The following is a 20,917-nucleotide window of genomic DNA, read 5'->3' as shown; positions in this document are numbered from 1 at the left end:
CCGGGCGCGCGGGCTCCTCTCGAGCCCGCGCGCCCGCGCGGCGTCCCGGGTCTGGCGCGCGAGGTCCAGGGTGGTCGGCACCGCCCTGACCATGAGGGCGAAGGCCAGGCCCACGCGCTCGGGCTCGACACCCCACCGACGGAAGGGCTCGAGACCACGCTGGATCGCGTCGAGGACCTCGTCGACCGGTGTGGTCACCGTCAGCACGGTCGCGAGCAGCAACAACGTGACCAGGTCGGCCGCGACCTCGGTCGCCCGCTCCCAGCCGCGCGCCCACGTGGTGTAGGCCGCCAGCAGGGCGGCCATGAGCAGCAGCGTGCGCAGCTGCCGGAACAGCAGGCGCAGGCCGGCGCGCGACGATGCGGCGACCACGACCGCGACGGCCAGGAAGGCGAGGGCGGTGGTCGGACCGCGCACGGCGACGACCACCAGGCTGCTCACGAGGAGGGCCCACAGCTTGGCCGAGGCCGGCAGCCGGTGGAGCCAGGTCGTGCCCGGCCGGTAGAGGCCGAGGAGGCTCACGCCCGCTCCCGGTAGTGGGCGACGACGTCGTCGGGGCTGCCGTCGGCGACCACCCGGCCCCCGTCGACCAGCAGGGCACGCTCGCAGCGCAGCGCGAGCTCGAGGTCGTGGGTGACGAGGAGCAGCTGCTGGGTCAGCGAGAACAGCAGGTCGGCGACGGTCCGGGTGTTGCGGAGGTCGAGCAGCGTCGTCGGCTCGTCGGCGACCAGGACCGACGGCCCGGTGGCCAGGACTCCGGCGAGGGCCAGCAGCTGGCGCTGACCCCCGGAGAGCGAGTGGACGCTACGGTCGGCCAGCGCGGCGAGGCCGTGGCTCTCGAGGACGTCGAGCGCCGCTCGGCGCCGCTCGGCCTTGTCGCGCACGTGCCTGCGCAGCGACAGGGCCACGTCCTCGATGACGGTCGGCATCACCAGCTGGGCGGCGGGGTCGGTGAAGCAGAAGCCGACCCGCCGGCGCACGGCGGCACCGTCGCGTGCCACGTCGAGCCCGTCGACCACGACGCGCCCCGTCGTGGCCGCCACCAGTCCGTTGACCAGCCGCGCGAGCGTCGACTTGCCCGACCCGTTGGGCCCGATCAGGGCGATGCGCTGCTCGGTGAGGTCCAGGGTGGTGGCCTCGAGGACCGGGACGTCGCCGTCGACCGTGGGCAGCCGGACCGTGACGTCGTGCAGCTCGACGCGGCTCACGCAGACTCGCGGGCGGGCGCAGCCGCGGGCGCGGCGGGCGCCCGGCGGGGGAGCAGGTCGGGGAAGGCGCGGTGGACGGCGGTCGCCACGATGGCCATGCCGAGGTTCTTGACGGCGTCGCCGAGCCAGAAGGTGAGGTCGAGCCGGAAGGCCTCGCCCCACGTGAGGTCCGCGCGCAGCACCAGGCCGGCGATCCCGAGCGGGTGGATGAAGGCGAAGCTGCCGACCAGGCCGGCGACGAAGATGAGCGGGACGCTGGTCGCCACCTGGTGGCGCGGCAGCCGCTCGACGATGAGCCCGCAGAGGCCTGCGGCGAGCGGGAAGCCGATCAGGTAGCCGCCGGACGGGCCGGTGAGCACCCCCAGGCCCGCCGCCCCGCCGGAGAACACGGGCAGCCCGGCCGCGCCCACGACGACGTAGAGCAGGGCGGCAAGGAACCCTCGGCGCGCTCCGAGGGCGGCACCGCACAGCAGGACCGCGAAGGTCTGCAGCGTGATGTCGACGACGCCGACCTCGATGGTGGGCAGGAGCGCGCAGACCGCGATGAGGGCCGCGAAGGCAGCGATCAGGGCGAGGTCGGTCGAGGTGCGGCGGGAGCTGGCCATGGGGGTGTCGTCCTTCGTGATCCTTGAACTGAACGGCGTTCAGGTTAGCGTAGGCCCATGCGCTACCGCCGCGAGGACGTCGTCGACCGCGCGCTCCGGGTGCTCGACGACTACGGACTGGCCGACCTGACGATGCGTCGGCTGGGCACCGAGCTGGGGGTCCAGCCGAGCGCGCTCTACCACCACTTCGCGAACAAGCAGGCCCTGCTGGCCGCCGTCGCCGACGAGCTGCTCGCGCGGGGCGGCCGCCCGGTGCCGCCGGGGGAGTGGGACGACCGGGCGCGCGTCGTGTGCCTGTCGCTGCGCGACGCGTGCCTCGCGTGGCGCGACGGTGCCGAGGTCGTGGCCACCGCCCGCGCCTTCGGGCTCGGCGGCCTGGCGCCGTACGCCGCGCTGGTGGACGTGCTGGGCGAGGGTGGACTCGGCGACGAGCTCGCCGGGGCCGCAGCCACGACGCTGGTCCACCTCGTGCTCGGCCACGCGACCGACGAGCAGCTGCGGCGCCAGGCCGGGTCGGCCGGGGCGCTCGAGGCCGACGACCTCGACCGTGACTTCACGGCCGAGGTGACGACCGGCGTCGACCTCGTGCTGGCCGGGCTGCGCGCCCGGGTCTAGCTCAGAGGGTCGCGTCGACGTCGGCCCCGTGGAGCTCGGCGAGCATCACCGCGCCCTGGAGGTCGAGGCGTGTGTCCCGCAGCCGGGCGGCCGAGAGGTCGACCCGGTCCAGCGATGCGCCGCGGAGGTCGGCGCGGTGCAGGACCGTGTCGCGCAGCGTGGCGCCGTCGAGGCGGGCGCCGCGCAGCACAGCACCCGTGAGGTCGGCCATCGACAGGTCGGCCTCGCGCAGGTCGAGGTCGGACAGGTCGACGTTGGTCCAGGCGGCACCGCGGGCGGTCACGCCGCCCCACTGGCCGCCGACCACGCGGATCGGCCGCATCGTGCACTCGGCGAACACCGCACCGCTGAGCTTGCAGCCCTCGAGCGTCGCGTCGAAGAAGTTGCAGCGCCGGAAGGTGCTGGCGACGAACGACGTCGAGACGTGGGTGGAGGCGTTGAACCTGACGCCGGCGAACGTGCACCCCTCGAAGACGGCTCCCTTGGTCGTGGCCTCGGAGAGGTCGACGTCGGTGAACGTGCAGTCCGCGAAGCGCGCTGCGCCGAGGTCGTCGGCATACCAGTCGTCGCCGCGGAAGTCGCGCCCCTCGACGGGATCGGGGAAGAGCTCAGACATCGAAGGTCCCGCCGCTGCGCCAGTAGTGGCCGTCCTCGCGGGTCAGGTACTGGTTCTCGACGAGATAGCGGCGCAGCGCCGCGTGGTCGGGGTGGACCTCGTTGAGGACGTCGTTGACCTCGGCCTCGGGATAGACCCGCCCCGGCTCGAAGCGCTGGGCGAGGTGGTCGAGCACGACCAGGAGCTTCGCGTGCTTGGACGGGATGGTGTGGAGGCGGCCGTCGTCGGTCAGGAAGGCGCGCAGCACCCGGTCGCTGTCGGTCATGCCGTCACGCTAGCCACAGCCGCCGTCACGACTCATCCGAGTTCTGCCAGCAGCCGGTCGCACTCCGCGATGAGCGCAGCCCGGACCGGCGCGCCGCGCTCGGCGAAGCCGGCCTGCGCGGCGGCGTACTCCCGCTTGCCGTCGGCCGTCTCGATCCGCACCGGCGTCCATTCCTCGCCGGTCGGGTCGAGCATGACGCCGCTCATGTCGTAGGGCGCTGCGCGCATGTCGAGCACCCTGATCTCCCACGCGAGCTCGAAGGCGTCCGCCACGAGGTCGGAGAGGACCAACGGACTGAGGCGGAAGGCGTGCTTGTAGAGATCCATCCCCGCGTGGAGGCACCCGGGCTGCTCGAAGTCGGGCCGGTCGTCGCGTCCCGGCTGCAGCGTGTTGCGCGGACGGGCGTCCGGCGTGAAGAACCGGAAGGCGTCGAAGTGGGAGCAGGTGATCCGGTGGGACTCGACGACCTCGTCGGTCGCGGTGTCCCCGAGCCGCAGCCGCTGCGGGTGCCGCGTGCCGTGGGCCGCCGAGCGGTAGACCATCGCCCACTCGTGGAGACCGAAGCAGCCGGTGTGGGCGGGGCGGGAGGCGGTCGCTGCGAGGAGCCGCCGGGTCGTCTCGATCAGCGGGCGCCGCTCGCGGACCTCGTCGAGCGACGCCGACTCCGGGAAGCCTGCCGACCACCGCAGCAGCTGCGCGGGCCGCTGGGAGTAGTAGCCGAACATGAAGTCGTGGACGGGGTGCTTCTCGCCGCGGGCGCGGCGGGCGAGGTGCGGCTCGACGTACGGCGCGAGCCGCTCGCGGTGCGCGGCCGCACGATCGCGGTCTACGGCACTCTCGACGGACACCCCCCGAGGGTAGGACGATGACCTGGTGAGCGACGAAGTCCCGGTCGCGGCCGAGCCGCTGTCCCGTGCCCACGCGCACGCGCTCCGCTGGTTGGCGTCGCTGGAGGACCGCGCCGTCCCGCCGCGCGCCACCGCGGCCGAGGTCGCCGAGGGCCTCGGTCGCGACCTCCCCGACGGTCCCACCGACGCGGCCGCGGTCGTCGACCTGCTCGCGGCTGCGAGCGAGCCAGGGCTGACGGCCATCCCGTCGGGGCGGTTCTTCGGGTTCGTCATGGGCGGCACGCACCCCGCCGCCCTCGCGACCGACTGGCTGACCGCCGCGTGGGACCAGAACGCCGGGCTGCGCTCCGTCACCCCCGCGGCGATGGCGGTGGAGGACCTCGCCGAGGCGTGGGTGCTCGACCTGCTCGGCCTGCCGGCCGGGAGCTCGGTCGGCTTCGTGACCGGCGGGACGATGGCCAACTTCACCTGCCTCGCCGCGGGTCGCGACACGGTGCTGCGCCAGGCGGGCTGGGACGTCGCGACGCGGGGCCTGGTGGGCTCGCCGGGCGTCCGGGTCCTGGTGGGCGAGGAACGGCACGACTCCGTCGACCTGGTCCTGCGCTACCTCGGACTGGGTGCGCCCGAGCCGGTCGCGGCGGACGACCAGGGCCGGCTGCGGGTCGACGCCCTGCGCGACGCGTTCGCGCGGCCGGACGACCGTCCGACGGTCGTCGCGCTCCAGGCCGGCAACGTCCACTCCGGCGCCTTCGACCCGTTCGACGAGGCGATCGAGGTCGCCCACCAGCACGGCGCCTGGGTCCACGTGGACGGTGCCTTCGGGCTCTTCGCCGGTGCCTCACCGCGTCTCCGCCACCTCGTGGCGGGCTACGACGCCGCCGACTCGTGGGCGACCGACGCCCACAAGACCCTCAACGTCCCCTACGACTGCGGGCTCGCGATCGTGCGCGACCCGGCCGCGCTGCGCGCGGCGATGACGCTGCACGCGCCCTACCTGCTGCCGGACGTGCTCGGCGACCCGCTCGACAAGGTGCCCGAGATGAGCCGTCGCAACCGGGCGGCGACCGTGTGGGCGGTGCTGCGCGCGCTGGGCCGGAGTGGCGTCGCCGACCTCGTCGACCAGCTCGTCGCCCACGCGGTGCGCTTCGGCGACGGGCTCCGGACGATCGACGGGGCCGAGGTGCTCAACGACGTCGTCTTCACCCAGGTCTGCGCCGCCTTCGGCGACGACGGCCGGACCCGCCGCGTCGTCGAGCGCATGCTCGCCGACGGGACGGCCTGGACGACCGGGTCCACGTGGCGCGACCGGGCCGTGCTGCGGATCGCGGTCAGCAACTGGTCGACGACCGACGCCGACGTCGACCGCACGCTCGCGGCGCTGGCCGAGGCCGCCGTCGACTGAGCCGATCGACCCCCGCCTCGATAGGGTCGGGGGCGTGCGTATCGCAAGGTTCACGACCGGTGAGGACCCCCAGTACGGCGTGGTGACGGGCGAGGTCGACGAGCACGGGCAGCTCGACGACGACGCCGTGGTCGTCGCGCTGGCCGGCGACCCGATGTACGTCGGCGTCAAGGCGACCCAGGAGGAGCACCGCCTGGCCGACGTCCGGCTGCTCGCGCCGGTGCTGCCGCGCAGCAAGGTCGTCGGCATCGGTCGCAACTACGCGGCGCACGCCGCCGAGCTGGGCCACGACCTGCCCGACGAGCCGCTGATGTTCCTCAAGCCGAACACCAGCGTCATCGGCCCGGGCGAGGCCATCAAGTACCCGAAGCAGACCAGCGACCTCCACTACGAGGGCGAGCTCGCCGTGGTCATCGGCCGCATCTGTCGCGATGTGCCCGCCGCCCAGGCGACCGACGTGATCTACGGCTACACGATCGCCAACGACGTCACCGCGCGCGACCTCCAGCGCGGCGACGTCCAGTTCACGCGGGCCAAGGGCTTCGACACCTTCTGCCCGATCGGTCCCTGGATCGAGACCGACGTCGACCCGCAGTCCTTCGCCGACGGCGTCGGGGTCCAGACCTGGCTCAACGGTGACCTGGTCCAGGACGGGTCCACGCGCGACCTGATCTTCGACATCCCGACCCTCGTCGCCCACGTCAGCAGCGTGATGACCCTGCTGCCCGGCGACGTGATCCTCACCGGCACCCCCGAGGGCGTCGGTCCGATGGAGGTGGGCGACGAGGTGGAGATCTCGATCTCCGGCAACGGCGTCCAGCTCGGCAGCCTCACGAACACAGTGGAGAAGAGATGACCACCCCCACCAGCAACGGCGGCGCAGTCCGGGTCCGGTTCTGCCCCTCGCCGACCGGGTCGCCCCACGTCGGCTTCGCCCGCGCCGCTCTCTACAACTGGGCCTTCGCCCGCCACCACGGCGGCACCTTCGTCTTCCGTGTCGAGGACACCGACAAGGAGCGCTCCACCGAGGAGTCCTACGACGGCATGCTCGGCGCGATGCGCTGGCTCGGCCTCGACTGGGACGAGGGGCCGGAGGTCGGGGGGCCCCATGCCCCCTACCGGCAGTCCGAGCGCACCGAGCTCTACGCCGACGTGCTGGAGAAGCTGGCCGCGTCGAGCTACACCTACGACTGCTTCTGCACCACCGACGAGGTCACCGCGCGCCGGAAGGCCGCGGGCTCGAAGGTGCAGGGTTACGACGGTTTCTGTCGCGACCTCTCGGCCGAGCAGCGGTCGGCGTTCGAGGCCGAGGGCCGCTCCAGCGTGGTCCGGTTCCGGATGCCGGACGGTGCCGTCACCTGGCACGACCTGGTGCGTGGCGAGGTCACCTTCGAGACGGAGTTCGTGCCCGACTTCGCGCTGTGCCGCGCCAACGGCGACCCGCTCTACACGCTGGTCAACCCGGTCGACGACGCCCTGATGCAGATCACCCACGTGCTCCGCGGCGAGGACCTGCTGTCGTCGACGCCGCGCCAGATCCCGCTCCACCAGGCGCTGGTCGACCTCGGGTTCTCCCAGCAGGTGCCGCAGTTCGGCCACCTGCCGCTGGTGATGGGGGAGGGCAACAAGAAGCTCTCCAAGCGCGACCCGCAGGCGCACCTGTTCATGTACCGCGACGCCGGCTTCCTGCCCGAAGGCGTCCTCAACTACCTCGCGCTGCTGGGCTGGGCGATCGCCGCGGACCGTGACGTCTTCACCCTCGAGGAGATGGTCGAGAAGTTCGACATCAGCGACGTCAACCCCAACCCGGCGCGCTTCGACCTCAAGAAGGCCGAGGCGATCAACGCCGACCACATGCGGATGCTCAGCGTCGACGAGCTGACCCACCGGGTGCTGCCGCACCTCAAGGAGGCCGGCGTCGTCGGAGACCCGGTCCACGACGCCGACGCGCAGCTCCTCGAGCTCGCGATGCCCCTGGTCGCCGAGCGCATGAACAAGCTCACCGAGGCCGCTCCCATGCTCGGGTTCCTCTTCGCCGACGAGGAGTCGTTCGAGCGGCAGGAGCTCGTCGACGACGCGGGCCGCGACGTCGTACGCGCCGCGCGCGACGCCCTCGCCGCCATCGAGCACTGGTCGACGGCCGAGATCGAGGCGGTGCTGCGGCAGACGCTCGTGGACGAGCTCGGCCTCAAGCCGCGGCTGGCCTTCGGCCCGGTGCGGATCGCGGTGTCCGGTCGGAAGATCTCGCCGCCGCTGTTCGAGTCGATGGAGCTGCTCGGCCGCGACCGGTCGCTCGCCCGCCTCGACGGGGCGCTCGTCGAGGAGCCCGCGTGACCCAGCCGCTCCAGGACCCCTACGCCACCGACCCCTACGGCCGGTGGCCCGGCGAGGAGCGCGTGGGCCTGCCCTACCACCTGGTCCTGCGCGGTGGCTGGTCCGGCGCCTGGTGGCGGGCCCTGATCGGCCTGCTGGTGCTCGGCATCGCGATGATGCTGGTGCTGCCCTTCGTCGTGCTGGTGCCGTTCGTCCTCTGGTACGCCGTCACCGGTCAGGACGTCGGCAGCCAGGTCGGCGGTCTGGTCGACCTCGGCGACCCGTCGCCGGCGAGCCTGGCCTACCTCAACATCACCCTGGCGGCGCTGATCCCCGTCACCTGGGTCATCGTGCGGCTCCTCCACGGGCTGCGCCCGCGATGGCTGTCGTCGGTCGCGCCGCGGCTGCGCTGGAAGTTCCTCGTCGTCTGTCTCGGGCTCTCGGTGGTCGCGCTCCTCGCGACCGTCGTCGTCTCGGCCCTGGTCCCGCAGGACGCGTCGGCGTCGATGTCGGGCGACGTCAACGAGCTGACCCCGACGATCCGCGACTTCGCGCTCGTGGTCCTGCTGCTCACGCCGCTGCAGGCGGCGGCCGAGGAGTACGCCTTCCGCGGCTACCTGCTGCAGGCGTTCGGGGGGCTGGTCCGTCACCCCGCCTTCGCCGTGCTGCTGTCGTCGCTGCTGTTCGCGCTGGCCCACGGCGCCCAGGACGCCCCGATCTTCGTCGACCGGTTCGCCTTCGGCCTGGTCGCCGGCACCCTCGTCGTCGTCACCGGCGGCCTCGAGGCCGGCATCGCGATGCACGTGCTCAACAACTGGCTCGCGTTCGGCGTCACCCTGGCGTTCGGCGACATGTCCAGTGCGCTCAACCCGAGCGGCGGCAGCTGGTGGAACCTGCCGGTGACGCTCACGCAGTCGCTGGTCTACCTCGGGCTCGCGTGGTGGGTGGCCCGTCGGATGGGCCTCGCGACGCGGACCGACCCGGCCGTTTTGGCCGCCCCCGAGACCCGCGTGTAAGGTTCCGTTCGGCCCTCAGGGGTCGCCGGTCAGGCCGGAAAAGGCCTGCCACCATTGGGATATGGTGTAATTGGCAGCACGACTGGTTCTGGTCCAGTTAGTCTAGGTTCGAGTCCTAGTATCCCAGCGAGATCCCGGAGCTTCTCTCCGCAGGAGCCCCGGGATTTGGTCTGGAACGACTGGCTTCGCTAGGGTTTCGACCGCTGGAAATCCAGCAGAGCAACACAGTGCACGCCCCGTTCGTCTAGTGGCCCAGGACGCTGGCCTCTCACGCCGGAAGCACGGGTTCGAATCCCGTACGGGGTACCACACCACGAGGCCCGGTCCGCCAGGACCGGGCCTTCGTCGTTCCCGCTACGCTTTCTCGGTGAGCTCCGAACAGCTCGGAGGCGCCGAGCAGCAGGCGGCCACCGAAGCGTTGATGGCGACCTCCCGGCTGTTGACCGGCGTGATCGCCCGCACCCTGTCCGACATCGAGGTGTCGGTGACGGTGCCGCAGCTGCGGGTCCTGGTCATGCTCCAGCTCAACGCACCGCTCAACCTCGGTGCGATCGCGGACGGGCTCGGGGTGAACCCCTCCAACGCCAGCCGCACCTGCGACCGGTTGGTGGCGGCGGGCCTGGTCACCCGTGTCGACGACGTGCGCGACCGGCGGCAGGTCAGCCTCTCGATGACTCCCGAGGGCGAGAGCCTCGTGACCTCGCTGATGCACCGCCGGCGCGAGCTGCTCGACGACGTGGTCGGCCGCATGGCCCCGGCCGATCAGCGGCGCCTGGCCCAGGGACTGGCCGCGCTCCTGGCGGTCCTCGACGACGAGGAGTGGGCGAGGGTGGGGTCCCGGCCGGGCGCCATCCTTCCCTGGATCCGCTGACCCTCCCCCGGGAGGGTCGTGCCCCCCGTGGCCCGTCGGTGTGTCGACGCTGGGGTCATCACATGTGGGGAAAGAACGCTTGCGCTCCCGCAATGGTTGCGTGCCGCCGGGTAGGTCTGGTTCACGTGCCGCAGCCCAGCGGCGCACCTGAGACGGTCCGACCGGACCTGCTGAGTGGGACCCCGAACCGGGAGAAGCAGCCATGATGGGTTTTGACGGGGGCGCAGGCCTGCCGACACGATCACGCGTCGCCGTGGGCGCCGCGCTGGCACTGATGACGGGCCTGCTGGCCGTGCTCACGGGGCTGACCGCCCCACCGGCCGACGCCGTCGCGACGAGCGCCCTCCGAGCCGCGACTGCCTCCTCCACCATCGCCTTCCGGGGAGCGGACCAGCGGGCACGCAACCGACGCGCCGTCCGTGCCACCGTCCCCGGCTCCGTGGTCCAGGGCGACGGCATGCTCCTCTTCGTCACGAGCGGCACCGCAGGGGTGTCGATCGCGACCCCGCCGGCGGGCTGGGTGAGGGAGCGGACCCGCCGGTCGGGCACCGACACCCGGACGACCCTCTACTCCCGTGTCGCCACGGGGGACGACGCGGGAAGCGGCGCGGCTGTGCGGTTCTCCGCGCGCACCACGGCGACGATCACACTGCTGGCCTACGCCGGCACGGGCGCGGATCCGGTCGGAGACGTCGGCGCGCTCGCGGAGACCGTACGCCGCGCCCGACACACGACGCCCGGCGCCGACGTGGGCGTGGCAGGCTCGCACGTCGTCTCCTACTGGGCGGAGAAGGCCGGCTCGACCTCGACCGGCTGGACCCTTCCGGCCGGGCAGGTGCGGCGCAGCCTCGTCGCGGGCAGCGGATCCGGGCGCATCAGCTCGGTCGCCTCGGACTCTGCCGTCCCGGAGGACGTCGGGGCCAGTGGCGCTCGGACCGCGAGGAGCGTGGTCGCGTCCCGGAAGGCCACGATGTGGTCGGTGGTGCTCCAGCCCCGCGCGGATCCGGAGCCGAACGTCGCGCCGGTCGCGTCCTTCACCGTGGGCTGCTCCGGACCGACCTGCACGGTCGACGGGTCCGGGTCCTCCGACACCTCGCCGGGGAGCGTCGCGTCCTACGCGTGGGACTTCGGCGACGGTTCGACGGGCACCGGGGTCTCCACGAGCCACACCTACGCCAGTGGCGGTCCGATGACGATCACGTTGGTCGTGACCGACGACCAGGGTCTGGACTCGGCGCCGGTGGAGCGGACGGCCGACCCGACCGTGACGCCACCGGTCAGCGGGACCCCGGGCCACGACCGGTTGGTGCCGGATCGGCCACGGACCGACACCCCGCGCATCGGCGACGGTGAGATCAACGACATCGAGGTCGTGCCGTCGCTCAACCGGGTCTTCATCGCCGGCAGCTTCACCTCGATCCAGAACAACACTGCCACGAACACCACGACCTACGACCAGGCGGGCCTGGCCAGCTACGACCTCGACACCGGGCTGGTCGACGCCGACTTCCGGCCGACCTTCAACGGCGGGGTCGCCGCCGTCGAGGCCACGCCCGACGGCACCAAGCTGTTCGTCGGCGGCTCGTTCAACACCGTCGACGGTGACGCGAAGCAGAAGGTGGCGAGTCTCGACCTGACCACCGGCGCTCCGCTGAGCGACTTCGACTTCTCGCGCAGCACCAACAACCAGGTGCAGTCGCTCGCGGCGACCGACAGCACCCTCTACGTCGGTGGTCGCTACAGCCGCATCAACGGTGTGCTCCGCACCGGGGTCGCGGCCGTCGACACCACGAGTGGCGCGGTGGACCAGTCCTTCGACAACTCGCTGTCGGGTGGCATCGGCGTGAACGGCCAGCTCGGCGTCCCCCAGCTCAAGCTCACCCACGACGAGAGCAAGCTTCTCGTCATCCACACCGGCCGCCAGATCGACGGCCAGGACCGGCTGGGCATGGGCATCATCGACACCGCCACCCAGGAGCTGCTGCCGTGGCGCAGCACGCTGTGGGACGAGAACCTGGCCCGCGTCGGCGGGGTGACGCGCATCTGCTGCGGCGACATCGCACCCGACGACTCCTACTTCGTGGTCACCAGCGGCTCAGGTGGTGACGCCCCGCCGATCAGCGACACCGTCGTCGCCTACCCGCTCGATGCCGCGTCACTGCAGGACGACGACGTGCAGCCGCTGTGGATCTCGCGCCACTTCGACAGCATCTACTCGGTCGCGATCACCGAGGTCGCCATCTACGTCGGCGGCCACTTCCAGTGGGTCGAGTCGCCGACGTCCAACGATCCCTGGCCCGGCCTCGACAACGTCGGCTACGGCACCGGACAGGGACTATCGGGCTACGGCCTGGGCGACCAGGTCGTGCGTCGCGACCACATCGCCGCGCTCGACCCGACCGACGGCAAGTCGCTGGAGTGGAACCCCAACGGGGGATCGAACTCCTTCGAGGGTGACAAGGCGATGGAGGCCACACCACGGGGTCTCTTCGTCGGCGGCGACGGCATGTTCAAGGGCGGCGTCCGGACCGGTCGTGTCGGCTTCTTCGACTTCGACACGGTGCCCCATCCCGATCCCCTGCCCGACACCACCATCACCACTCCCATCGAGGGACGCGTCGTCGCCAGCGGTGAGTCGTTCTCCGTGACGGGCACGGCCGAGGTCGCCACCGGGAGCGTCGGGAGGGTGCGGGTCCAGGTCCGCGACCGCAACAGCGGCCAGTACCTCACCGCCGGCAACGCGTGGACCGGGACCACCACCTGGGTCGATGCCACCCTCGAGCCCGGGACGACCACGCGCGGCTGGCACCTCGACGACCGGGTCGTCGACGACAACCGTGAGCTGCTGGTCACCGCGCAGGCCTTCACGGCCGCCACGGGCGGCACCGGTGACGCGACGCGGGCGACGAAGAAGTTCGAGTCGTTCGGTACCGACGACCAGACACCGACCACGTCCATCTCCGCGCCCCGGGGCATCCTCGCCTCCACGTCGTTCACCATGAGCGGCAGCGCCAACGACGACAACGGCGTCAGCTCGCTGACCTACTGGTTCCGGGACGCGCAGGGCCGCTACCTCCAGGACGACGGAACGGTGGGAGCCATCTACCACACCTTCCGTGGCACACCCGATGTCATCGGCGGCACCTCGACGACGTGGTCCTACGACGTCGTGCTCCCCCACGAGGGCGAGTGGCGGGGCAGCGCCACGGCGGTCGACACCGCCGGACAGGCCGACCTGCGCAGCGCCACGCGCGACTGGACCATCGACTCCAACGCAGTCCCGCCGACCGTCTCGATCAGCCAGCCGGTCGAGATGACCCCGCCGTTCTCGGTGCCGACGGTCACGGTGGAGCCCGGTGGACAGATGACGTTCGCAGGTTCCGCGGCCGACGACGAGGGCCTCAAGGACGTGGAGGTCACCCTCCGGAACCGGACGACGGGGGAGAACCTCGGCAACGACGGCTCGTGGGGGACCGACGTCTCCCGGGGCAACTACCGCGTGTCACCGGTGAACATCGCCGGCAACTCCTACGAGTGGACGTGGACGACACCGTTCGTGCTCACTCCCGGCTCCTACGACTTCACCGTCCGCGCGACCGACGACAACGACCTCACGACGTCCTCGAGCGACCGAGGGGTGCTCACCATCAGCGCCGAGTATCCCGGCGACGCCCCACCCAGCACGACGATGAGCTTCACCCCGCCCGTCGACCAGTCGCTGACGGTCGACCTGTCCGGCACGGCCGCGGACGACGTCGGTCTCGACACGGTCCAGGTCTCGCTGCAGGACCGCGACACCGGCCGCTACCTCCAGGCCAACGGCTCGATGGGTGCTGCCGTGGCCTACCGCGAGGCGGACCTCGTGCTCGACAGCGTGACGAGCCTGACCTGGTCCCTGCCTCCCATCACACTGCCGAGCGGCGGCGACTGGCGGTTCGCGGCCGTGGCCTTCGACTCACGGGGGCAGCAGGACCCGACCGCCGCCACGGCGAGCTACAAGGTCTACCCCGGCGACGGGCTACCGGGCCTGAACCCGCTCCTCGGGCAGCCGCAGGACGGCGCCACGTTCGACGACGGCAGGATCGTGGTCACGGGCCGGGCCGATGACGCGGACGACCCCTATGCGGGCATCGCGGCCGTCCAGGTCGGCGTCGTGAACTCCGCGGGCCTCTCCATGAGCTCCTCCGGGACGTTCACCAGCGCCACCCCGAGCTGGCGCAACGCCTTCCTCAACAGCCCTGGTAGTGCGGGCTCCAACTTCTCCTACACCACGCCGGTGATCCCCGCGGGCACCTACACGGTGCTCGTGCGGTCGGTCGACGTGCACGACCAGGTGATGGATCCGCCGCGCACAGCCACCGGCGTCGTGGTCACCCAGCCGCCCAACGACCCGCCGGTGCCGAGCTTCACCCACGCCTGCGAGGAGAACGTCTGCACGTTCGACGGGCGCTCCTCCACCGACGAGAACACCAGCTCTCTCTCCTACTCGTGGAGCTTCGGACAGGGAAGTGGCAGCGGACCGCTGCCGACCAAGACCTACACCGCCCCGGGTGACTACGAGGTGACGCTCACCGTGCAGGACGAGTGGGGGCTCGCGGCCACCTCGGAGCCCCAGGTCGTGTCGATCGAGGAGCCCACGGGCAACCAGGCCCCGGTCCCGACGTTCATCCGCAGCTGTACCGGTCTGACCTGCGCGGTCAGCAGCCAGGGCACGGCCGACCCGGACCCGGGCGACACCTTCTCCTCCGTGTGGGACTGGGGGGACGGCAGTGCTCCGAGCACCAGCACCTCCCCGTCGCACACCTACGAGGAGAGCGGCACCTACACGATCGTGCTCACGACCACGGACGGCTGGGGCAACGCGGCCTCGACCTCCCAGGAGGTCGTCCTCAGCGAGCCTGTCGGCAACACGGCGCCGCACGTGGAGCTCGTCGCGACGTGCGCGGCGTTCACGATCTGCCAGATGAGCAGCGACGGGACCCTCGATGCCGAGGGCGACACGATCCGTTACGCCTGGGACTTCGGGGACGGTGGCACGAGCTCGTCGGCCAACCCGTCGCACACGTATGCGGCCGCGGGCACCTACTCCGTCGAGCTGGGCGTCACCGACGTCTGGGGCCGGTCGGCGTCGGAGACGCAGGTGGTGACGATCGTCGAGCCGGAGACCAACAACGCGCCGACAGCGGTGCTCGCCTCCAGCAGCTGCACGAGCTTCACGACCTGTGCGGTGAGCGCGGCGGGCAGCAGCGATCCCGACACGGCGACCGGGGACGACGTCTGGCGCTACGTGTGGAGCTGGGGTGACGGCACGGAGGACACGACGACGTCCGCGGAGACGTCGCACGTCTACGACGTCGCCGGCACCTACGACCTGACGCTCACGGTGGTCGACCGATGGGGTCGCGCCAGCACGCCCGTCGAGCAGACGGTGACCACCCCGGAGGAGCCGGCCGACAACGAGGCGCCGACCGCGTCACTGGCCACCTCGTGCGTCGGGTTCCGCTGCAGCGCGGACCCGAGCGGCACGGCGGACGACGCCAGCGGGATCCGGAGCTACGTCTACGACTGGGGCGACGGCACGTCGACCACGACGACCCGCACCACGGCGCGGTCCTACACCTACGCGGCCGCCGGCACCTACACGGTCACCCTGACGGTCACGGACAACTGGGGGAGGACTGCGACGGCCACGAGCGAGGTCACCGTCGGGTGATCCTCAGCCCGACCGCCCGAGCACCATCCGCAGCTCCGGCGGTCCGTCGACCGGGTGGTCGGCCGGCACTCCGGTCGAGACGAAGCCCGCGCGCTCGTAGGCCGCGATGGCCGCCGCGTTGCCGACCCGCACCATCAGGAAGGTCGGCAGCCCGCGACCCTCGGCCCACACGACCACGGCGGCGATCAGTCGCCCGGCCAGGCCGGTGCCGCGCTCGGTGGGGCAGACCCACATCGAGATCAGCTCGACGGCCTCGTCGCCCTCGAGCTGTGCGGACGACCCGCTGACCACGCCGACCGGGCGACCGTCGCGCCGTGCGATCAGGGTGAGTGCCACGTCGGTCAGCCGCGCCCGCCAGCGCTCCTCGGCGGCGTCCACCCAGTCGGCGTACGTCGAGCCGAAGGCCTCCGGGGCGTCGGCCAACGAGGCCAGCCGCACCTCCCGGAACTCCCGCCAGTCGTCGGCCCCGACCCGATGGATCTCCGTCCGGTTCACGCCGCCACCCTAGGATGTCGTCGTGTCCGATTTCCGCCGGTTTTCCGTCGAGGACGGGCGCATGATCGAGCCATGACACCGACGCCGCGCCTGGACCCGGAGTCCTGCTACCGGGCCGTGAAGAGCCGGGACCGCCGCTTCGACGGCGTCTTCTTCACCGCCGTGCGGACGACCGGCATCTACTGCCGGCCCTCCTGCCCGGCGCGGACCCCGGCCTACGGCAACGTGACCTTCCACCCGAGCGCCGCTGCGGCCCAGGCCGCCGGCTACCGCGCGTGCAAGCGATGCCTGCCCGACGCGACCCCCGGGAGCCCCGACTGGGACGTCGACGCCGACCTGGCCGGCCGTGCCATGCGGCTGATCGCCGATGGTGTCGTCGACCGGGAGGGAGTCGACGGGCTCGCCGACCGCGTCGGCTACACGACCCGCCACCTCTCGCGGATCCTCACCGCCGAGCTCGGTGCCGGCGCGCTGGCGCTGGCGCGCGCCCGTCGGGCGCAGACCGCGCGCATCCTCATCGAGACGACCGACCTCGGCTTCGCCGACGTGGCCTTCGCCGCCGGATTCGCCAGCGTCCGCCAGTTCAACGACACGGTCCGGGAGGTCTACGCGGCCAGCCCGACCGAGCTCCGGGGGAAGCGACGCGGTGGCAGGCCTGCGACCGGCGAGGTCCGGATGCGGCTGGCCGTACGGACGCCCTTCGCCGGTCGCGCCCTCCACGCGTTCCTGGCCGCCCACGCGGTGCCGGGGGTCGAGGAGGCGGGGGAGGGTTGGTTCACCCGTACCCTCGACCTGCCCCACGGGCCGGGCACCGTCCGCCTCGAGCTGGACGACGAGCTCGGCCGTGGTGGGACGGCGATGGTGCCGGCCACGTTCCGGCTCGCCGACCTCCGTGACGTCGGCGCCGCGGTCGAGCGCACGCGCCGGATGCTGGATGCCGACTGCGACCCGGTCGCCGTCGCCGACGCGTTCGCCGGCGACCCCGTGATCGGTCCGCTCGTGCGTCGCCTCCCGGGGCTGCGGGTCCCCGGCCACCCCGACGGCGACGAGCTCGCGATCCGCACCGTCGTCGGCCAGCAGGTCAGCGTCGCCGGCGCGCGCACCGTCACCGGTCGCATCGTCGCCGCCCACGGTGCTCCGCTGCCCGAGCCCGAGGGCGGCCTCACCCACCTCTTCCCCACCGCCGTCCAGCTCGCTGCCGCGGACCCGGAGTCGATGCCGATGCCGCGGGCCCGGGGTCGTGCGCTGGTCGGCCTCGCCGGGGCCCTCGCCCGGGGCGAGGTCGACCTCAGCGGTGGCGCCGACCGCGACGACGTCCGCGCCACGCTGCTCGCGCTTCCCGGCATCGGCCCGTGGACGGCGGACTACGTCGCGATGCGCGCGCTCGGCCACCCTGACGTGTTCCTGCCGACCGACCTGGGTGTGAAGGCCGCGCTCCGCGGCCTCGGCCACGACCTCGACGACGTGCCGGCCCTGACCGAGTCCTGGCGCCCCTGGCGCTCCTACGCCCTGCTGCACCTGTGGCACACCCTCGACGTCCTCGACGTCGCCCCGACCACCTCACGAGAGGATGACTGACATGTGGACCGTGATCGACAGCCCCGTCGGCGAGCTGCGCCTGGTGGAGCAGGGAGGTGCGCTGACCGCCATCGAGTTCTCGCCCTTCCGGCCCGCGACGGGCCGGCCGATCGGGCAACAACAGGACGACCACCCGGTCCTGGCGCGGGCGGCCGAGCAGCTGGCGGCGTACTTCGCGCGGGAGCTGAAGGAGTTCGACCTCCCGCTCGCACCGGCAGGCACGCCCTGGCAGCAGTCGGTCTGGACCCAGCTGCAGGGCATCGGCTACGGCGAGACCGCCTCCTACGGCGAGATCGCCCACCGGCTCGGCAAGACCAACGCCGCGTCGCGGGCCGTCGGCCTCGCCAACGGCCGCAACCCGATCCCGATCGTCATCCCGTGCCACCGGGTGATCGGCTCGACGGGCACCCTCACCGGCTATGCCGGCGGGCTGGAGCGCAAGCAGACGCTGCTCAACCTCGAGCAGGACGCCCTGTTCTGACCCGACCCACCAGTTCTGGCAAGGTGGTCGGGCGATGCCTGACGACACCCTCTGGTACGCCGCCTACGGCTCCAACGTCGACCCCGACCGCTTCGCCTGCTATCTCCTGGGCGGGTGCCCGCCGGGTGCGGCGACCACCTACCCCGGCACCCGTGCGGCCGCTCCGGCACTCGACCAGCGGCCGTTCACGATGCCGGGTCGCCTCGTCTTCGCCTGGCACTCGAAGACGTGGGGCGGGGCGATCGCCTTCCACGACCCCGACGGGGGCGGCGAGGTCCTCAGCACCGCCTACCGCCTCTCGCCCGCGACCTTCTCCGACGTGGTGGAGCAGGAGATGTGGCGCGACCCCGGCGCCGACCACGACCTCGCGGAGGTGCTGGCCCACGGCCGGCAGGTGCTCGGTCCCGGCCGCTACGAGACGCTCCACCGCACGGGCGAGCTCGACGGTCGGCCGGTGCTCACCTTCAGCGCCGACGACCTCTCGGTGCTCGACCACGGCGAGCCCGCACCGGCGTACGTCGCCACCATCGCCCGCGGCCTGCGCCACAGCCACGGCCTCACCGACGACGAGGTCGTCGACTACCTGCTCACCGCCGACGGTCTCTCCGACCCCGACGCCGTACGCCGCGCGATCGCCTGACGGTTTCCCCGGTCAGCCGGGGAAACCGAGAACTTGTGCTTCACCCGTCGGCGGCCGCTCGGCGCAGCGACTCGGACAGCCGCTCGGCCGCGGCGAGGACGGCGGGGGCGTGCATCCGGCCGGGTTGACGGGAGAGTCGCTCGAGCGGACCCGACACCGAGACCGCGGCGATGATCTTGCCGCCGGGGGAGCGGACGGGAGCCGAGACCGACGCGACGCCCTGCTCGCGCTCACCGACCGACTGGGACCAGCCGCGCCGGCGGATGCCCGAGAGGGCGGCAGCGGAGAAGGCCGCGTTCTGGAGGCCGCGCTGCATGCGGTCGGGGTCCTCCCACGCCAGCAGCACCTGGGCGGCCGAGCCGGCGTTCATCGTCAGCTGGGTGCCGACCGGGATCGTGTCGCGCAGGCCCGACGGCCGTTCGGCGGCGGCGACGCAGATGCGGTGGTCGCCCTGGCGTCGCCACAGCTGGGCGGACTCGCCCGTGATGTCGCGCAGCCGCGCGAGCACCGGACCCGCCGTGGCGAGCAGCCGGTCCTCGCCCGCGGCCGCCGAGAGCTCGGCGAGGCGTGGCCCGAGCACGAAGCGGCCCTGCAAGTCGCGGGCGACGAGGCGGTGGTGCTCGAGGGCGACGGCGAGGCGGTGGGCGGTCGGTCGGGCGAGGCCGGTGCTGGCGACCAGGCCGGCGAGGGTGGCCGGTCCGGACTCGAGGGCGGTGAGGACGAGGGCGGCCTTGTCGAGGACGCCGACTCCACTTGACGTGTCCATATGGCAATACTGCCGTCTCGAATGATGGATGGCAAGGCGTAGAGTGTCGCGAACCCGTTGACGAGGAGGAGTGAGTGATGGCCAGGACCCTGGCGGAGAAGGTGTGGGACGAGCACGTCGTCCGGTCGCAACCGGGCGAGCCGGACCTGCTGTTCATCGACCTCCACCTCATCCACGAGGTCACCAGCCCGCAGGCCTTCGACGGGCTGCGTCTCGCCGGCCGCGCCGTACGCCGCCCCGACCTCACCCTCGCCACCGAGGACCACAACGTCCCCACGGTCGACTGGGACAAGCCGATCGCCGACCCGGTGAGTCGCACCCAGGTCGAGACGCTGCGCCGGAACGCCGAGGAGTTCGGCGTGAGGCTCCACCCGCTCGGCGACGTCGAGCAGGGCATCGTGCACGTCGTCGGCCCGCAGCTCGGGCTGACCCAGCCCGGCATGACGATCGTCTGCGGCGACTCCCACACCAGCACCCACGGGGCCTTCGGTGCCATCGCCTTCGGCATCGGCACCTCCGAGGTCGAGCACGTGCTCGCGACCCAGACGCTGCCGCAGGCGAAGCCGCGGACCATGGCGGTGACCGTCAACGGCTCGCTGCCGGCCGGCGTCACCGCCAAGGACCTCGTCCTCACCCTGATCGCGCACACCGGCACCGGGGGCGGCCAGGGCTACATCGTCGAGTATCGCGGCCCCGCCATCGAGGAGCTCTCGATGGAGGGCCGCATGACCGTCTGCAACATGTCGATCGAGTGGGGCGCCAAGGCCGGCCTCATCGCACCCGACCAGACGACCTTCGACTACATCGACGGCCGACCGGGAGCGCCGAAGGGCGACGACTGGGACGCGGCGGTCGAGCACTGGAAGAGCCTGCGCACCGACGACGACGCCGAGTTCGACAAGGAGATCGTCCTCGACGCCGCGGAGATGACGCCGTTCGTCACCTGGGGCACCAACCCTGGCCAGGGGGTGCCGCTCGGCGCGCACGTCCCTGCCCCGGCGGACTTCGACGACGCGGACGACGCCCTCGCGGCCGAGAAGGCGCTGACCTACATGGGTCTCGAGGCCGGTACGCCGATGCGCGAGATCGCCGTCGACACCGTGTTCGTGGGCTCGTGCACCAACGGCCGCATCGAGGACCTCCGGCTCGCGGCCGAGGTCGTCAAGGGCCGCAAGGTCGCCGACGGCACGCGGCTGCTGGTCGTGCCCGGCTCGGTCCGGGTGCGGCTCCAGGCCGAGGACGAGGGCCTCGACGTGATCTTCAAGGAGGCGGGCGGCGAGTGGCGTGGCGCCGGCTGCTCGATGTGCCTCGGCATGAACCCCGACCAGCTCGCACCTCAGGAGCGCAGCGCCTCCACGTCCAACCGCAACTTCGAGGGCCGGCAGGGCGTCGGCGGCCGCACCCACCTGGTGTCGGTCCCCGTCGCGGCGGCCACGGCGATCCGCGGCACCCTGTCGTCGCCCGTCGACCTGGAGGAGAACTGAG

The 20,917-nt window shown here is 72.3% G+C and carries 19 protein-coding genes and 2 tRNA genes; 13 read left to right on the top strand and 8 right to left on the bottom strand.

Features of this window, described 5'->3' with window-relative positions:
• The 3 genes from ABD091_RS02855 to ABD091_RS02845 all read right to left on the bottom strand — a co-directional run.
• The coding region (locus ABD091_RS02855) for a CbiQ family ECF transporter T component (RefSeq protein WP_343915621.1) at positions 1–522 on the bottom strand (522 nt) is incomplete at its 3' end.
• The gene (locus ABD091_RS02850; protein WP_343915620.1) at positions 519–1,208 is read right to left on the bottom strand and encodes an energy-coupling factor ABC transporter ATP-binding protein; all 690 of its coding nucleotides are present in this window, start codon (positions 1,206–1,208) and stop codon (positions 519–521) included. The genes ABD091_RS02850 and ABD091_RS02855, both read right to left, overlap by 4 nt.
• Positions 1,205–1,813 (bottom strand): biotin transporter BioY, encoded by a 609-nt coding sequence (locus ABD091_RS02845; protein WP_343915619.1) that lies wholly within the window; start codon positions 1,811–1,813, stop codon positions 1,205–1,207. The genes ABD091_RS02850 and ABD091_RS02845 overlap by 4 nt, the downstream gene beginning before the upstream one ends.
• Before the next feature lie 57 nt (positions 1,814–1,870).
• On the opposite strand from ABD091_RS02845, the gene ABD091_RS02840 reads away from it, so the two are divergent.
• The gene (locus ABD091_RS02840) at positions 1,871–2,428 is read left to right on the top strand and encodes a TetR/AcrR family transcriptional regulator C-terminal domain-containing protein (protein WP_343915618.1); all 558 of its coding nucleotides are present in this window, start codon (positions 1,871–1,873) and stop codon (positions 2,426–2,428) included.
• Between the two features lies 1 nt (position 2,429).
• Here ABD091_RS02840 and ABD091_RS02835 read toward each other — a convergent pair whose 3' ends face one another.
• From ABD091_RS02835 to ABD091_RS02825, 3 genes are read right to left on the bottom strand one after another with little or no spacing between them, the layout of a single operon-like run.
• Positions 2,430–3,044 (bottom strand): pentapeptide repeat-containing protein, encoded by a 615-nt coding sequence (locus tag ABD091_RS02835; protein ID WP_343915617.1) that lies wholly within the window; start codon positions 3,042–3,044, stop codon positions 2,430–2,432.
• Positions 3,037–3,309 carry a DUF2087 domain-containing protein gene (locus ABD091_RS02830; protein WP_343915616.1) on the bottom strand — a complete coding sequence of 91 codons (273 nt, stop codon included), beginning with the start codon at positions 3,307–3,309 and terminating at the stop codon, positions 3,037–3,039. Before ABD091_RS02830 ends, ABD091_RS02835 begins: the two co-directional genes overlap by 8 nt.
• 32 nt (positions 3,310–3,341) lie before the next feature.
• Positions 3,342–4,157: a 3-methyladenine DNA glycosylase gene (locus tag ABD091_RS02825; protein ID WP_343915615.1), complete on the bottom strand. Its 816-nt coding sequence runs from the start codon at positions 4,155–4,157 to the stop codon at positions 3,342–3,344.
• A gap of 25 nt (positions 4,158–4,182) precedes the next feature.
• Between ABD091_RS02825 and ABD091_RS02820 the strand changes: the two genes are divergently transcribed.
• The 8 genes from ABD091_RS02820 (at position 4,183) to ABD091_RS02785 (ending at position 15,472) form a co-directional block, all read left to right on the top strand.
• On the top strand, positions 4,183–5,559 hold the full coding sequence (locus ABD091_RS02820; RefSeq protein WP_343915614.1) for a pyridoxal phosphate-dependent decarboxylase family protein: 1,377 nt from the start codon (positions 4,183–4,185) through the stop codon (positions 5,557–5,559).
• Positions 5,560–5,593: 34 nt separating this feature from the next.
• Positions 5,594–6,415 (top strand): fumarylacetoacetate hydrolase family protein, encoded by an 822-nt coding sequence (locus ABD091_RS02815; protein ID WP_343915613.1) that lies wholly within the window; start codon positions 5,594–5,596, stop codon positions 6,413–6,415.
• Positions 6,412–7,893 (top strand): glutamate--tRNA ligase, encoded by a 1,482-nt coding sequence (gene gltX / locus ABD091_RS02810; protein WP_343915612.1) that lies wholly within the window; start codon positions 6,412–6,414, stop codon positions 7,891–7,893. Before ABD091_RS02815 ends, gltX begins: the two co-directional genes overlap by 4 nt.
• Positions 7,890–8,888, top strand: coding sequence for a CPBP family intramembrane glutamic endopeptidase (locus tag ABD091_RS02805; protein ID WP_343915611.1), 999 nt, complete (start codon positions 7,890–7,892; stop codon positions 8,886–8,888). Before gltX ends, ABD091_RS02805 begins: the two co-directional genes overlap by 4 nt.
• A gap of 55 nt (positions 8,889–8,943) precedes the next feature.
• Positions 8,944–9,015: transfer RNA gene (locus ABD091_RS02800), tRNA-Gln, on the top strand.
• A 106-nt stretch (positions 9,016–9,121) separates the two neighbouring features.
• A tRNA-Glu gene (locus tag ABD091_RS02795) sits at positions 9,122–9,197 on the top strand.
• A 58-nt stretch (positions 9,198–9,255) separates the two neighbouring features.
• Positions 9,256–9,759 (top strand): MarR family winged helix-turn-helix transcriptional regulator, encoded by a 504-nt coding sequence (locus ABD091_RS02790; RefSeq protein WP_343915610.1) that lies wholly within the window; start codon positions 9,256–9,258, stop codon positions 9,757–9,759.
• A gap of 253 nt (positions 9,760–10,012) precedes the next feature.
• Positions 10,013–15,472, top strand: a complete 5,460-nt coding sequence (locus ABD091_RS02785) for a PKD domain-containing protein (RefSeq protein ID WP_343915608.1) — start codon at positions 10,013–10,015, stop codon at positions 15,470–15,472.
• A 3-nt stretch (positions 15,473–15,475) separates the two neighbouring features.
• Here the strand turns inward: ABD091_RS02785 and ABD091_RS02780 are convergent, their stop codons facing one another.
• Complete coding sequence (locus ABD091_RS02780; RefSeq protein WP_343915606.1) at positions 15,476–15,967, bottom strand: GNAT family N-acetyltransferase; 492 nt, start codon at positions 15,965–15,967, stop codon at positions 15,476–15,478.
• A 72-nt stretch (positions 15,968–16,039) separates the two neighbouring features.
• Here ABD091_RS02780 and ABD091_RS02775 point away from each other — a divergent pair, with 72 nt between their 5' ends.
• The 3 genes from ABD091_RS02775 to ABD091_RS02765 are packed head-to-tail and all read left to right on the top strand — an operon-like array spanning position 16,040 to position 18,666.
• Positions 16,040–17,545, top strand: a complete 1,506-nt coding sequence (locus ABD091_RS02775) for a DNA-3-methyladenine glycosylase 2 family protein (protein WP_343915604.1) — start codon at positions 16,040–16,042, stop codon at positions 17,543–17,545.
• 1 nt (position 17,546) lies between these two features.
• Positions 17,547–18,026, top strand: a complete 480-nt coding sequence (locus tag ABD091_RS02770) for a methylated-DNA--[protein]-cysteine S-methyltransferase (RefSeq protein ID WP_343915602.1) — start codon at positions 17,547–17,549, stop codon at positions 18,024–18,026.
• A gap of 34 nt (positions 18,027–18,060) precedes the next feature.
• The gene (locus tag ABD091_RS02765; protein WP_343915601.1) at positions 18,061–18,666 is read left to right on the top strand and encodes a histone deacetylase; all 606 of its coding nucleotides are present in this window, start codon (positions 18,061–18,063) and stop codon (positions 18,664–18,666) included.
• Positions 18,667–18,706: 40 nt separating this feature from the next.
• On the opposite strand, the gene ABD091_RS02760 is transcribed toward ABD091_RS02765, so the two are convergent.
• On the bottom strand, positions 18,707–19,432 hold the full coding sequence (locus ABD091_RS02760; RefSeq protein WP_343915600.1) for an IclR family transcriptional regulator: 726 nt from the start codon (positions 19,430–19,432) through the stop codon (positions 18,707–18,709).
• Between the two features lie 77 nt (positions 19,433–19,509).
• Here ABD091_RS02760 and leuC point away from each other — a divergent pair, with 77 nt between their 5' ends.
• Entirely contained in the window at positions 19,510–20,916 is a 1,407-nt protein-coding gene (gene leuC / locus ABD091_RS02755; protein WP_343915599.1) for a 3-isopropylmalate dehydratase large subunit, read from the top strand.
• Position 20,917: the final 1 nt, after the last annotated feature.

Source organism: Nocardioides aestuarii, from assembly GCF_039527245.1.
GTDB lineage: Bacteria > Actinomycetota > Actinomycetes > Propionibacteriales > Nocardioidaceae > Nocardioides > Nocardioides aestuarii.
The sequence above is the reverse complement of the archived record's forward strand: the minus strand, read 5'-3'. Positions and strand labels throughout refer to the sequence as shown.

Bases quoted from the DNA above. Each gene is read 5' to 3' on its own strand.
- ABD091_RS02845 (WP_343915619.1), bottom strand. From the start codon at position 1,813: ATGGCCAGCTCCCGCCGCACCTCGACCGACCTCGCCCTGATCGCTGCC.
- ABD091_RS02830 (WP_343915616.1), bottom strand. From the start codon at position 3,309: ATGACCGACAGCGACCGGGTGCTGCGCGCCTTCCTGACCGACGACGGC.
- ABD091_RS02835 (WP_343915617.1), bottom strand. From the start codon at position 3,044: ATGTCTGAGCTCTTCCCCGATCCCGTCGAGGGGCGCGACTTCCGCGGC.
- ABD091_RS02765 (WP_343915601.1), top strand. From the start codon at position 18,061: ATGCCTGACGACACCCTCTGGTACGCCGCCTACGGCTCCAACGTCGAC.
- gltX (WP_343915612.1), top strand. From the start codon at position 6,412: ATGACCACCCCCACCAGCAACGGCGGCGCAGTCCGGGTCCGGTTCTGC.
- ABD091_RS02760 (WP_343915600.1), bottom strand. From the start codon at position 19,432: ATGGACACGTCAAGTGGAGTCGGCGTCCTCGACAAGGCCGCCCTCGTC.
- leuC (WP_343915599.1), top strand. From the start codon at position 19,510: ATGGCCAGGACCCTGGCGGAGAAGGTGTGGGACGAGCACGTCGTCCGG.
- ABD091_RS02775 (WP_343915604.1), top strand. From the start codon at position 16,040: ATGACACCGACGCCGCGCCTGGACCCGGAGTCCTGCTACCGGGCCGTG.
- ABD091_RS02840 (WP_343915618.1), top strand. From the start codon at position 1,871: ATGCGCTACCGCCGCGAGGACGTCGTCGACCGCGCGCTCCGGGTGCTC.
- ABD091_RS02770 (WP_343915602.1), top strand. From the start codon at position 17,547: ATGTGGACCGTGATCGACAGCCCCGTCGGCGAGCTGCGCCTGGTGGAG.